The sequence below is a fragment of the Pseudomonas nitroreducens genome (assembly GCF_024170165.1).
Lineage (GTDB): Bacteria > Pseudomonadota > Gammaproteobacteria > Pseudomonadales > Pseudomonadaceae > Pseudomonas > Pseudomonas nitroreducens_C.
Genome location: NZ_JALJXP010000002.1, coordinates 309767 through 323695 on the forward strand (window position 1 = coordinate 309767; position 13929 = coordinate 323695).

At 62.8% G+C, this 13929-nt stretch carries 11 protein-coding genes; 2 read left to right on the forward strand and 9 right to left on the reverse strand.

Features of this window, described 5'->3' with window-relative positions:
- Positions 1–17: 17 nt before the first annotated feature.
- The 9 genes from bamA to rpsB form a co-directional block, all read right to left on the reverse strand.
- Complete coding sequence (gene bamA / locus J2T47_RS05720) at positions 18–2393, reverse strand: outer membrane protein assembly factor BamA (protein ID WP_253443292.1); 2376 nt, start codon at positions 2391–2393, stop codon at positions 18–20.
- Positions 2394–2466: 73 nt separating this feature from the next.
- Positions 2467–3819: a sigma E protease regulator RseP gene (rseP, locus tag J2T47_RS05725; RefSeq protein ID WP_253443294.1), complete on the reverse strand. Its 1353-nt coding sequence runs from the start codon at positions 3817–3819 to the stop codon at positions 2467–2469.
- 16 nt (positions 3820–3835) lie between these two features.
- Positions 3836–5026 carry a 1-deoxy-D-xylulose-5-phosphate reductoisomerase gene (gene ispC, locus J2T47_RS05730; RefSeq protein ID WP_253443296.1) on the reverse strand — a complete coding sequence of 397 codons (1191 nt, stop codon included), beginning with the start codon at positions 5024–5026 and terminating at the stop codon, positions 3836–3838.
- On the reverse strand, positions 5023–5838 hold the full coding sequence (locus J2T47_RS05735; RefSeq protein ID WP_253443305.1) for a phosphatidate cytidylyltransferase: 816 nt from the start codon (positions 5836–5838) through the stop codon (positions 5023–5025). Before J2T47_RS05735 ends, ispC begins: the two co-directional genes overlap by 4 nt.
- Complete coding sequence (uppS, locus tag J2T47_RS05740; RefSeq protein WP_253443307.1) at positions 5832–6587, reverse strand: polyprenyl diphosphate synthase; 756 nt, start codon at positions 6585–6587, stop codon at positions 5832–5834. Before uppS ends, J2T47_RS05735 begins: the two co-directional genes overlap by 7 nt.
- A gap of 16 nt (positions 6588–6603) precedes the next feature.
- Positions 6604–7161: a ribosome recycling factor gene (gene frr / locus J2T47_RS05745; protein WP_045210004.1), complete on the reverse strand. Its 558-nt coding sequence runs from the start codon at positions 7159–7161 to the stop codon at positions 6604–6606.
- A gap of 1 nt (position 7162) precedes the next feature.
- Positions 7163–7900: a UMP kinase gene (gene pyrH, locus J2T47_RS05750; RefSeq protein ID WP_017521181.1), complete on the reverse strand. Its 738-nt coding sequence runs from the start codon at positions 7898–7900 to the stop codon at positions 7163–7165.
- Between the two features lie 206 nt (positions 7901–8106).
- Positions 8107–8976 carry a translation elongation factor Ts gene (gene tsf / locus J2T47_RS05755; RefSeq protein WP_017521180.1) on the reverse strand — a complete coding sequence of 290 codons (870 nt, stop codon included), beginning with the start codon at positions 8974–8976 and terminating at the stop codon, positions 8107–8109.
- A 125-nt stretch (positions 8977–9101) separates the two neighbouring features.
- A complete protein-coding gene (gene rpsB / locus J2T47_RS05760; RefSeq protein WP_045210003.1) occupies positions 9102–9842 on the reverse strand; it encodes a 30S ribosomal protein S2 in 741 nt (246 codons plus the stop codon).
- Positions 9843–10145: 303 nt separating this feature from the next.
- On the opposite strand from rpsB, the gene map reads away from it, so the two are divergent.
- Entirely contained in the window at positions 10146–10943 is a 798-nt protein-coding gene (gene map, locus J2T47_RS05765; RefSeq protein ID WP_225594795.1) for a type I methionyl aminopeptidase, read from the forward strand.
- Positions 10944–11215: 272 nt separating this feature from the next.
- On the forward strand, positions 11216–13915 hold the full coding sequence (locus tag J2T47_RS05770; RefSeq protein ID WP_253443309.1) for a [protein-PII] uridylyltransferase: 2700 nt from the start codon (positions 11216–11218) through the stop codon (positions 13913–13915).
- Positions 13916–13929 lie beyond the last annotated feature (14 nt).

Below are 13929 nucleotides of genomic sequence, written 5' to 3' on the forward strand. Positions count from 1 at the left end.
TACAACGATACGGCCAATTAGAAGGTCTGTCCCAGGGAGAACTGGAAGATCTGGGTTTCGGCGTTGTCCGGTTTCTTGATCGGAGTCGCCAGGCTGAAACTCAGCGGGCCCAGCGCGGTGATCCAGGTCAGGCCGACACCCGCGGACATGGCCATGTCCTGGAACTTGACGCCGTCACAGCCCTGGGTGGTGGAGATCGGGCAATCGGTATCGAACACGTTACCGATGTCGTAGAACAACACGGTACGCAGTTGGCGCTGATCCTTCACGAAGGGCAGCGGGAACAGCAGTTCGGCGCCGCCGGTGATCAGGATGTTACCACCGAAGGCTTGCGGATCCTGGTCCGGGTCGGTGTAGCGGCCATCGGCATCAGGACCGTCGCCGTTGCTGCGCGCCACGCTCGGGGTACTGCGCGGGCCCAGGGTGCTGTCCTTGAAGCCACGCACCGAGTTGAAGCCGCCCGCGTAGTAGTTCTCGTAGAACGGCAGACGATCGGTATCGCCGTAGGCGCCGCCGTAACCGAGCTCGGTGTGGAAGCGCATGGTGTAGTTTTCGGTGAGCGGCGCGAAGATCTGGCCACGGTAGTCGAGCTTGTAGAACGACAGGTCGCTACCCGGAATGGTGGTTTCCAGCACCAGGCTCTGCGAGTGACCGCGGTTCGCCAGCACGCCCTTGTTCAGGGTCGACTCGGACCAGCCGATGGACGCCTTGAAGTTGGTGAAGCTGTCGCCTTCCTTCTCGATGAAGTCGAAGATCTCGTCGACGGTATAGGCACCGGTGTCGATATCATCGCGCTGCACGGTCAGGCCGTAGGTCAGGCGCGAGGTCTCGCTGATCGGGTAGCCGATGCTGACGCCGGCGCCCAGGCTGTTGACCGAGTAGCTGGAAACGTCGACATCGAGCTGGTCGTAGTCGGTCTTGCGGTAGAAGGCGTTGTAACCCAGGCTCACGCCGTCGACGGTCCAGTAGGGGTCGACGAAGCCGAAGTTGTAGCGAGTCTGGTAGTCGGACTTGGTCAGGCCGATGCTGACCTTGTTACCAGTACCCAGGAAGTTGTTCTGGCTGATCGAGCCACCGAGGATCAGACCGGCGCTCTGGGCGAAGCCCACGCTCGCGGTGATCGAGCCGGATGGCTGCTCTTCCACGCTGTAGTTGACGTCGACCTGGTCGTCGGTGCCCGGAACGGCCGGGGTCTCGACGTTGACTTCCTTGAAGTAGCCCAGGCGTTCAAGACGCTGCTTGGACTGGTCGATCAGGTAGGTCGAGGCCCAGCCGCCTTCCATCTGGCGCATTTCGCGACGGAGTACTTCGTCCTCGGTCTTGGTGTTGCCACGGAAGTTGATGCGGTTGACGTAGGCGCGCTTGCCCGGATCGACCACGTAGGTGATCGATACGGTCTTGTTCTCGTCGTTCGGCTCGGGAACACCGTTGACGTTGGCGAAGGTATAACCCTCGTTACCCAGGCGACGGGTAATCAGGTCGGAGGTGGTGGTCATCACCTTGCGGGAGAACACCTGGCCCTTCTTCACCAGCAGAAGCTTCTTCACTTCGTCTTCCGGCACCTTCAGGTCGCCGGAGAGTTTCACGTCGCTGACGGTGTACTTCTCGCCTTCATTGACGTTGACAGTGATGTAGACGTGTTTCTTGTCCGGGGTGATGGACACCTGGGTGGAGGCGATATCCATGTGGATGTAGCCACGGTCCAGGTAGTACGAACGCAGACGTTCCAGGTCGCCGGAGAGCTTCTCGCGGGAGTACTTGTCGTCGTTCTTGAAGAAGGACAGCCAGTTGGTGGTCTTCAGCTCGAACAGGTCAGTCAGGTCTTCTTCGGAGAAGACGGTATTGCCCACCACGTTGACATGGGCGATGGCCGCCACGGTGCCTTCATTGATGTTGATTTTCAGCGCGACACGGTTGCGCGGCTGCGGCACGACTTCGGTCTCGATCTCGGCAGAGTAGCGACCCTGGGCCACGTACTGGCGCTGCAGCTCGTTGCGCACGCCCTCGAGGGTCGCACGCTGGAAGATTTCGCCTTCGGAGAGGCCGGACTGCTTCAGACCCTTCATCAGGTCTTCGGTGGTGATGGCCTTGTTGCCCTCGATCTCGATGCTGGAGATGGACGGACGCTCGACCACGTTGACGATCAGGACATTGCCGTCACGGCTGAGCTGGATGTCCTGGAAGAAGCCGGTCTTGAACAGCGAGCGGGTCGCCTCGACCAGGCGGCGATCGTCGATCTGCTCGCCGACGTTCAGCGGCAGTGCCGCGAACACGCTGCCGGCAGACACGCGCTGCAGGCCGTTGACCCGGATATCGGAAACAGTGAAGGACTCGGCGTGAACCTGGGCGATCATCAGCGCGGAAAGGGCCGCGGGAAGCAGAAAGCGTTTCATGGAGTCCTTTTATTCCAACTGACAAATAGAGAATCTGCCGCAAAGGGCGGCAGATCCGAAAACCAACGGGCAGTTACAGTCGACTCAGATCGTTGACCAGGGCCAACAACATGACCCCGACTACCAGGCTGATGCCAATCTGCATCCCCCAAGCCTGGACCCGCTCCGACAGTGGGCGACCTCGCACCCACTCGACCATGTAGAACAGCAGATGCCCGCCATCGAGGACAGGAATCGGCAACAGGTTGAGAACCCCCAAGCTGATGCTCAGATAGGCGAGGAAATGCAGAAAATCCCCTACGCCGGACTGGGCTGAAGCGCCCGCCACTTTAGCAATGGTTATCGGCCCGCTCAAGTTTTTTACCGAGAGCTGCCCGAGGACCATTTTCTTTAGAGAATCCAGAGTTAGCAGGCTCATGGACCAGGTTCGGGAGAGCGCCTGCCCCACCGCCGCCACCGGCCCGTAGCTCACTTCGCGAAGCATTTCCGGTGGCCATTGACCACCCGCAACACCCGCACCCAGGTAGCCGGTGCGGGCCTTGCCCTCGCCCTTGGCCGCCAGGGTCAGAGCAAGCTCCTCGCGCTGACCGGCACGCTCGATACCCAGCGTCACCTTGCCTTCAGGCATGGCACGGACACGCGAGACCACATCCTGCCAATCCGTGACCGATTGGCCATCCAGACTGACGAGCCGATCACCAATCTGCAGGCCGGCAGCCTTGGCAGGCCCCTTCTCGTCCAGCTCAGCGATCACCGGCGCGACAGCAGGTCGCCAGGGCTGAATCCCCAGACCACCGATGGGATCGGGATTATCTTCGTTCTTCAGCCAGGAACTGATGCGCACCTGGTGCACAGCCGGAACGCTCGACCCCTGCTCCAGCACTGCAACACTCAGCTCGCCGGTTTCACCGAGGCGACGCACCAACTGCAGGTTGACGCCGCTCCAGCCATCGACGGCCTCGCCGTCCACCGCAACGACCTCCTGGCCGGACGCCAGACCGGCGACGGCCGCGGGACTGTTCGCCGCCACGGAGCCGATGATCGGCTTGATCTGCTGGCTGCCCAGCATGGCCAGGACCCAGAAGAACAGGATGGCCAGCAGGAAGTTGGCGATCGGACCCGCGGCAACGATGGCGATGCGCTGGAATACGGTCTTGCGATTGAAGGCGCGGTCGAGCAGCTCGGCGGGAACATCGCCTTCCCGCTCGTCGAGCATCTTCACGTAGCCGCCCAGCGGGATGGCAGCAACGACGAACTCGGTACCCTGGCGATCATGCCAGCGCACCAGCGGCGTGCCGAAGCCCACGGAGAAGCGCAGGACCTTGACCCCGCAGCGGCGGGCGACCCAGAAGTGTCCGAACTCGTGGAAAGTGACCAGTACGCCCAGGGCGACAATCAGTCCCACCACCATATAAAGGGCGCTCATCGCTACCTCCTCGGGCTCAATGCCCGCGCTCCTGCAACCACGCCTGTGCGGCGCCGCGTGCACGCTGATCGGCTGCCAGCACCGCATCGAGCGATTCGACCGGCGTGTGCGCCTCGCGGTTCAGCACTTCGTCGATGATAACCGGGATATCCGTGAAGCGGATGCGCCGCTCGAGGAACGCCGCGACGGCGACCTCGTTCGCCGCGTTAAGCATCGCTGGAACGCTGCCACCGGCCTCGGCGGCCTGGCGCGCCAGTCGCAGACAGGGGAAACGCTGCTCGTCGGGCGCACTGAAGTCCAGGCGAGCGATGGCGAACAGGTCCAGCGGCGAAACGCCGGAATCGATCCGCTGCGGCCACGCCAGGGCATGGGCGATGGGCGTACGCATGTCCGGGTTGCCCAGCTGGGCCAGCACCGAGCCGTCGACGTAGTCCACCAGGGAGTGGATCACGCTCTGCGGGTGGATCACCACCTCGACCTTCGACGGCGCCGCGTCGAACAGCCAGCAGGCCTCGATCAGCTCCAGGCCCTTGTTCATCATGCTGGCCGAATCGACGGAGATCTTCCGCCCCATCGACCAGTTGGGGTGCGCACAGGCCTGCTCAGGAGAAACTTCCGCCAACTGCTCCAGCGGCGTTTCGCGGAACGGGCCGCCCGAGGCAGTCAGCAGGATACGGCGCACACCGACCTCTCCCAGTCCGCGCGAATAATCCGCCGGCATGCACTGGAAGATGGCGTTGTGCTCGCTGTCGATGGGCAGCAATACCGCGCCACTGGCCCGAACGGCGTCCATGAACAGCGCGCCGGACATGACCAGCGCCTCTTTATTGGCCAGCAACACCCGCTTGCCAGCCTCGACGGCCGCCAGAGTAGGTTTCAGACCGGCCGCGCCGACAATGGCTGCCATCACTGCATCCACTTCGGGATGAGCGGAAATCTCGCAAAGACCCGCCTCGCCGACCAGCACCCTGGCCGCGAGGCCCGCGGAGCTCAGGCGATCCTGCAGGGAGCGCGCCTGCTCCGCCTCCGGCACGACCACGAAGCGCGGCTGGTGGCGCAGGCACAGCGCTTCGAGCTCAGCCAGACGGGAATACCCGCTGAGCGCGAAGACGCGGTAACGATCAGGGTGACGCCCGATGACGTCGAGGGTGCTGAGGCCGATCGAACCGGTCGCCCCCAGCACGGTGATCCACTGCGGATGACTCACGGCGTACCCCAGCCCACGGCCCAGAGCAGCGCAGTGAACACCGGGATGGCCGCAGTCAGGCTGTCGATGCGGTCCAGCACGCCGCCATGACCCGGCAGCAGGTTGCTGCTGTCCTTGAGGCCGGACTGGCGCTTGAACATGCTTTCAGTCAGGTCACCGATGACCGACAGGGCCACCACGATGGCCGCGCACGGCAGGGCCAGCAACAGCTCGCGCACCGTCCAGTCGCGGTAGATGGAGACAGCGACGGTGATCGCCAGGCACAGTGCCATGCCGCCGAAGAAGCCTTCCCAGCTCTTGCCCGGACTGACCCGCGGCGCCAGCTTGCGCTTGCCGAAGGCCTTGCCGGAGAAGTAGGCACCGATATCGGCGGCCCAGACCAGCACCATCACGGCGACGATCAGCCAATTGGACAGCGGCCACTGCTTGAGCAGCACCAGCCCCTGCCAGGCCGGCAGCAGGATCAGCAGGCCGATCAGCAGGCGGCGCCAGCGCCCACCCCAGCTCGAAGCACTGTCCGGATAGGTCAGCACCATGACGGTCGCCAGAGCCCACCAGAGCAGCGCCAGCACCAGCACTGCACCGGCCAGTTGCGGCAACCAGGCCAGCACCAGCATCAGCACGGCGACAACAGCGGCATATCCGACACGGGCAGACTGCTCGCTGTAACCAGCAAGACGCGACCACTCCCAGGCGCCGAGGCTGACCACCAGACCGATGAACAGCGAGAACGCCGCGCCATCGAGCAGGAAGAAACCACCCAGCGCGATCGGCAACAGGATCAGCGCCGTGATGATTCGTTGTTTCAACATGACGGGGGTGCCTCGGCCTCGACCTGCTCGCTGGTCTTGCCGAAGCGGCGCTGACGAGAGGCATAGTCCTGCAACGCAGCCTGCATGGCTTCGTGCTTGAAGTCGGGCCAGTAGAGATCGGAGAAATACAGCTCGGCATAGGCCAGCTGCCAGAGAAGGAAGTTGCTGATGCGGTGCTCGCCACCGGTGCGAATGCACAGGTCGGGCAGCGGCTGATCACCGGTGGAGAGGCAACCCTGGATCAACTCCGGGGTAATTTCCTCTGCCGCCAGATGGCCGGCCTGAACTTCACGGGCGAGACGCTGGGCGGCCTGGGTGATATCCCACTGGCCGCCATAGTTCGCAGCCACCTGCAGCAGCATGCTGCCGCCCTTGGCGGTCAGCGCCTCGGCCTCGCGCATCGCCGTCTGCAGCTCAGGGGCGAAGCGGCTGCGATCGCCAATGATGCGCAGGCGAATGCCGTTGGCACTGAGCTTGCGCACCTCACGGCGCAGGGCCATGAGGAACAACTCCATCAGGGCGCCAACCTCATCGGCCGGGCGCTGCCAGTTCTCACTGGAGAAGGCGAAAAGCGTCAGCACTTCGACGCCCGCCTCGGCACAGGTCTTGATTACCGCACGAACGGCGTCCACGCCAGCTTTGTGCCCGGCAACGCCAGGCATGAAGCGCTTCTTCGCCCAGCGATTGTTGCCGTCCATGATGATCGCGACGTGCCGGGGCACGTCCGTCACCTGCTTGGTCTTTTCCATGACGAAAGCCCGGCCGTCAGACGGCCATCAGGTCCGCTTCCTTCGCCTCGAGGGCCTTTTCGATCTCGGCGACGAACTTGTCGGTGATCTTCTGCACGTCATCACCAGCGCGACGCTCTTCGTCTTCGCTGATTTCTTTCTCTTTCTGCAGGTCCTTCAGCTGAGCCAGGGCGTCACGGCGGATGTTGCGCACGGAAACGCGGGCCTGCTCGGCCTCGGCACGAGCCTGCTTGGTGAAGCCCTTGCGGGTTTCCTCGGTCAGGGCCGGCATCGGTACACGAATGGTGGTACCGGCAGTCGCGGGGTTCAGGCCCAGGTCAGAAGTCATGATGGCCTTCTCGACCGCCTGGATCATGCTCTTGTCGAACACGCTCAGGGCGAGGGTGCGGGAGTCTTCCACGGTGACGTTGGCCACCTGGCGCAGCGGGGTGTCGGAACCGTAGTAGGACACCATGACGCTATCCAGGATGCTCGGGTGCGCACGGCCGGTACGAATCTTGGCGAAGGCATGGCCCAGGGCCTCCAGGGTTTTACCCATGCGATCCTGTGCTTCCTTCTTGATCTCGTTGATCATCTCAATCCTCCTCGATCAGGGTGCCTTCAGCACCACCTACAACAATATTCAGCAGCGCGCCGGGCTTGTTCATGTTGAACACGCGCAGCGGCATTTTCTGGTCCCGGCACAGGCAGATGGCGGTCAGGTCCATCACACCCAGCTTGCGATCGAGCACTTCGTCGTACGTCAGACGCTCGAACTTCTCGGCATTCGGGTCCTTGAACGGGTCGGCAGTGTACACGCCGTCCACCTTGGTCGCCTTGAGTACTACGTCAGCATCTATTTCGATGGCGCGCAGGCAGGCGGCGGAGTCGGTGGTGAAGAACGGGTTGCCGGTACCGGCGGAGAAGATCACCACTTCGCCACTCTTCAGGTGGCGCATGGCCTTGCGGCGGTCGTAGTGATCGGTCACGCCGACCATGGAAATGGCGGACATGACGATGGCGGTGATGTTCGAGCGCTCCAGGGCGTCACGCATGGCCAGGCCGTTCATCACGGTGGCCAGCATGCCCATGTGGTCGCCGGTGACGCGGTCCATGCCGGCCGCGGACAGCGCCGCGCCACGGAACAGGTTGCCGCCGCCGATGACCAGGCCGACCTGCACGCCGATACCGACGAGCTGGCCGATCTCCAGCGCCATGCGGTCCAGCACCTTGGGATCGATGCCGAACTCCTCGGAGCCCATCAGGGCTTCGCCGCTCAGTTTTAGAAGAATGCGTTTATAGCGAGGTTGACGAGCGCTCAGCTGCTGAGCCATGACCTTTTTCTCCTGCGGCGATTGAATGCTGTGCGCCTTGTGGGCGCTTGGCGGAAAGCTTGGACCAGCCAGCCTTACGGCGCTCTTAAACCCGCCTTGCGGGCCCGCGCCGTGGAAACCGCCCCTTTTGGTTTCCCCAGTTTGGCAAAGAGGCCGCGCGCGTTAGCGGGCAGCCTCTTGCGGGGCGACAGTCGTGAGACTGTCTATTACTGCTTGGAAGCGGCTACTTGAGCAGCAACCTCGGCAGCAAAGTCGGCTTCGACTTTCTCGATGCCTTCGCCTACTTCGAAGCGAACGAAGGAAACGATTTCAGCGCCGGCTTTCTTGGCCAGGTCACCGACCTTGACTTCCGGATCCTTGACGAACGCTTGCTCGACCAGGCTGGCTTCGGCCAGGAACTTCGAGATACGGCCCTTGACCATGTTCTCGACGATGTTTTCCGGCTTGCCAGCGATCTTGTCGGCGTTCAGAGCAAGGAAGATTTCCTTCTCTTTGGCAACGGCTTCTTCGGAAACCTGCGACGGATCGAGGAACTGCGGGTTGCTGGCAGCGACGTGCATGGCGATGTCGCGAGCCAGTTCAGCGTTGCCGCCCTTCAGGGTGACCAGAACGCCGATACGGTGGCCGTGCAGGTAGGCGCCAACCACTTCGCCTTCGGTACGAGCCAGGCGACGGATGTTGACGTTTTCACCGCACTTGGCGACCAGGGCTTCACGGGCCGGCTCTTGTTCCGCGATCAGCGGAGCGGCGTCGGTCAGCTTCTGGGCAACAGCCTTGTCCAGGCTGGCAGCGACGAAGTTCTTGAAGTCGTCCTGCAGGGCCAGGAAGTCGGTCTGCGAGTTGACTTCGATGATGGTGGCGGATTTGCCGTCGTCAGCCACTTTGGCGGCGATGGCGCCTTCGGCGGCAATGTTGCCAGCCTTCTTGGCAGCCTTGATGGCGCCGGAAGCGCGCATGTCGTCGATGGCCTTCTCGATATCGCCTTCGGCGGCTACCAGTGCCTTTTTGCACTCCATCATGCCCTGGCCGGTACGCTCACGCAGTTCCTTGACCAGTGCTGCAGTAATTTCTGCCATTTCGAAATCCTCTTGAGTTGTTCTCAAAACCAGATCGCCCGGATACCCGGGCGGAATTTTCAGGGTGGCAAAAAGGGGGCCTAGCCCCCTTCCTGCTCACCGTAGGACGTCTGGACGTCCTGGAATCAGCCTTCGGCGGATTCGGCCGGTGCTTCTTCGACGAACTCGTCAGCAGTCACGCCACCGGCGTTCTTGCCACGCAGCACGGCTTCAGCCATCGAGCCCAGGTACAGCTGTACGGCGCGGATGGCGTCGTCGTTACCCGGGATAACATAGTCAACGCCTTCCGGGCTGCTGTTGGTATCGACGATGCCGATGACCGGGATGCCCAGCTTGTTGGCTTCGGTGATAGCAATGCGCTCGTGGTCAACGTCGATCACGAACAGAGCGTCCGGCAGGCCGCCCATGTCCTTGATGCCGCCCAGGCTGCGATCCAGTTTTTCCAGATCGCGGGAGCGCATCAGAGCTTCTTTCTTGGTCAGTTTGGCGAAGGTGCCGTCCTGGGACTGCACTTCCAGCTCGCGCAGACGCTTGATCGACTGACGGATGGTCTTGTAGTTGGTGAGCATGCCGCCCAGCCAACGGTGGTCGACGTACGGCATGCCGCAACGGGCAGCTTCTTCGCGAACGATCTTGCCGGCGGAACGCTTGGTGCCGACGAACAGGATCTTGTTCTTGCCCTGGGCCAGGCGCTCAACGAAGGTCAGGGCCTCGTTGAACATCGGCAGGGTTTTTTCGAGGTTGATGATGTGGATCTTGTTACGCGCGCCGAAAATGAACTTGCCCATTTTCGGGTTCCAGTAACGGGTCTGGTGGCCGAAGTGCACACCGGCCTTCAGCATATCGCGCATATTGACTTGGGACATGATAGTTCCTCGATAAGTCGGGTTAGGCCTCCATGCATCCCAACGGCCAACCCTCCGACTGTGTCGAAAGGCACCCAGGCCATCGTGTCGATGCATGTGTGGGTTAATGCTCCGAAATGGCCGTAGCCTTCAGAGCGGGGCGCTTTATACCACAACCCTGGCCAGAACAAAACCCGAAAGGACACCCGGCACCTCCCGCGCCGCCTCGGCCGACCGCCCCCGCCGGCCACTCTCCCTTAATAGAAGGGCGCCAAATCTGATAGACTTGCGTATTCCTCTCATTTACCCGCGCGTACGCAGCGCCTGAAGAGAAGTCGCATGACCGTCACCATCAAGACGCCCGAAGACATCGAGAAAATGCGCGTCGCCGGCCGTCTGGCCGCCGAAGTGCTGGAAATGATCGGCGAACACGTCAAGCCCGGCGTCACCACCGACGAACTGGATCGCATCTGCCACGACTACATCGTCAATGTGCAGAAGGCCATTCCTGCGCCGCTGAACTACAAGGGCTTCCCCAAGTCCATCTGCACCTCGATCAACCACGTGGTGTGCCACGGCATTCCCAACGAGAAGCCGCTCAAGGAAGGTGACATCGTCAACATCGACGTCACCGTGATCAAGGACGGCTACCACGGCGACACCAGCAAGATGTTCTCCGTCGGCAAGACCCCGGAATGGGCTGACCGCCTCTGCCAGATCACCCAGGAATGCATGTACAAGGGCATCGACGTGGTCAAGCCGGGCGCGCGCCTGGGTGACATCGGCGAAGTGATCCAGAAGTACGCCGAGAAGAACGGCTTCTCCGTGGTACGCGAGTACTGCGGTCACGGGATTGGCCAGGTGTTCCACGAAGAGCCCCAGGTGCTGCATTACGGCCGCGCCGGCACCGGCCTGGAGCTCAAGGAAGGCATGATCTTCACCATCGAGCCGATGATCAACCAGGGCCGCCCGGAAACCCGCCTGCTGGGTGACGGCTGGACCGCCATCACCAAGGACCGCAAGCTGTCCGCACAGTGGGAGCACACCGTGCTGGTCACCGCCGACGGCTACGAGATCCTCACCCTGCGCAATGACGAAAGCTTCCCGCGCACCTCGGCCTGAATGGTTGTTCAAAGTCTTGCGAGCTAGAGCAGAACAAGGCAGAAACAGACGAGGACGCGGAGTTTACGCGCTGTAAATGAGCAGTCCTCGCCTGTTTTTAACGCAGTTGTGCCGACGCGCAGCAGATTTTGTGTGGTTTGCAATCTCGCCGACGGCTGGGTAGAACATACAAATCCCGGCCCGGCACAGCCATCGGGCCTGGCGCCATGCGCGCCGGCCCGGTTGCCCTCTTGCCCCTGCCCTCCCCTAAGCCATTGATCAGGAAGGCCGCCATGCCGCAGGTGGATCCCGAGTTGTTCGACCGTGGGCAGTTCCAGGCGGAACTGGCCCTCAAATCCAGCCCCATCGCTGCCTTCAAGAAGGCCATTCGTCAGGCCAACGAGGTGCTCGACGCCCGCTTCAACGGCGGCCGCGACATCCGCCGGCTGATCGAGGACCGCGCCTGGTTCGTCGACCAGATCCTGCAGCAGGCCTGGAATCGCTTCGACTGGGGCGACGACGCCGACATCGCGCTGGTCGCCGTGGGCGGCTACGGGCGCGGTGAACTGCACCCGCACTCGGACATCGACCTGCTGATCCTGCTCGACAGCGAGGACCAGGAAAGCTTCCGCGAGCCCATCGAGGGCTTCCTCACTCTGCTCTGGGACATCGGCCTGGAAGTCGGCCAGAGCGTGCGCTCGGTCGCCGAATGCGCCGACGAGGCGCGCGCCGACCTCACCGTGGTCACCAACCTGATGGAATGCCGGACCATCTCCGGTCCCGACAGCCTGCGCCTGCGCATGCTCGAAGCCACAAGCACGAAGCAGATGTGGCCCAGTGGGCAGTTCTACCTGGCCAAGCGCAAGGAACAGATCCACCGCCACACCAAATACAACGACACCGAATACAACCTCGAGCCCAACGTAAAGGGCTCGCCTGGCGGCCTGCGCGACATCCAGACTCTGCTCTGGGTCGCCCGCCGCCACTTCGGCAGCCTCAACCTGCATGCCCTGGTCCGCGAAGGCTTCCTGGTGGAAAGCGAATGTGCCGTACTGGCCTCCAGCCAGGAATTCCTCTGGAAGGTCCGCTACGCCCTGCACATGCTTGCCGGCCGCGCTGAAGACCGCCTGCTGTTCGACCATCAGCGGCGCATTGCCGGGCTGCTCGGCTACGAAGGCAACGACGCCAAGCTGGCCGTCGAGCGCTTCATGCAGAAGTACTACCGCGTGGTGATGGCGGTTTCCGAGCTGAACGATCTGATCACCCAGCACTTCGAGGAAGTGATCCTGCGGGCCGGCGAGAACGGCCATATCCTGCCGCTCAACAGCCGCTTCCAGCTGCGCGACGGCTACCTCGAGGTGACCCACGCCAACGTCTTCAAGCGCACCCCGTTCGCCCTGCTGGAGATCTTCGTGCTGCTGGCCCAGCACCCGGAGATCAAGGGCGTACGCGCCGATACCATCCGTCTGCTGCGCGACAGCCGGCACCTGATCGACGACGACTTCCGCCACGACATCCGCAACACCAGCCTGTTCATCGAGCTGTTCAAGTGCCAGGAAGGCATCCACCGCAACCTGCGGCGGATGAACCGCTACGGCATCCTCGGCCGCTACCTGCCGGAGTTCGGCCTGATCGTCGGGCAGATGCAGCACGACCTGTTCCACATCTATACGGTCGACGCGCACACCCTCAACCTGATCAAGCACCTGCGCAAGCTGCGTCGCCCGGACATGGCGGAGAAGTACCCGCTGGCCAGCAAGATCATGGAACGCCTGCCCAAGCCGGAGCTGATCTACATCGCCGGCCTCTACCACGACATCGCCAAGGGCCGCGGCGGCGACCATTCGGAACTGGGCGCGGTGGACGCCGAGCACTTCTGCCAGCGCCACCAGTTGCCGCCGTGGGACACCAACCTGGTGTCCTGGCTGGTGCAGAACCACCTGATCATGTCGACCACGGCCCAGCGCAAGGACCTGTCCGACCCCCAGGTGATCTACGACTTCGCCCAGCTGATGGGCAACCAGACCTACCTGGACTACCTCTACGTGCTCACCGTGGCCGACATCAACGCCACCAACCCGACGCTGTGGAACTCCTGGCGCGCCAGCCTGCTGCGCCAGCTCTACACCGAGACCAAGCGCGCGCTGCGCCGCGGCCTGGAGAACCCGGTGGACCGCGAGGAGCAGATCCGCCAGACGCAGAGTGCGGCCATCGACATCCTCGTGCGCGGGGGCATCGATCAGGACGACGCCGAGCAGCTCTGGAGCCAGCTGGGCGACGACTACTTCCTGCGCCACAGCGCCGCCGACGTGGCGTGGCACACCGAGGCAATCCTCCAGCATCCGGACGATGGCACCCCGCTGGTGCTGATCAAGGAGACCGCCCAGCGTGAATTCGAGGGCGGCACGCAGATCTTCATCTATGCCGGCGACCAGCACGACTTCTTCGCCGTGACCGTGGCGGCAATGGACCAGCTCAACTTGAACATCCAGGACGCACGGATCATCACCTCCACCAGTCGGTTCACCCTCGACACCTACATAGTGCTCGACGCCGATGGCGGCTCGATCGGCAACAATCCCGAGCGTGTCGCAGAAATTCGCGAGGGTTTGGCCAATGCACTGAAGGACCCGGACGATTACCCGAACATCATCCAGCGCCGCGTGCCGCGCCAGCTCAAGCATTTCGCTTTCGCCCCGCTGGTGACCATCTCCACCGACGCGGCCCGTCAGGTCAGCGTGCTGGAGGTGATCGCGCCGGATCGCCCAGGCCTGCTGGCACGCATCGGTGGGTTGTTCCTGGACTTCGATCTGTCGGTGCAGGCAGCGAAGATCGCCACCCTGGGCGAGCGCGTGGAGGACGTGTTCTTCGTGACCGATGCGCACAACCAGCCGCTCTCCGACCCGGAGCTGTGCAAGCGCATCCAGACCGCGCTGGTAGATATCCTTTCCGATGGTGGCCAGCCGAGCATGCCGGTCCGTATCAGCATCTAGTCCCTCTCTTGTAA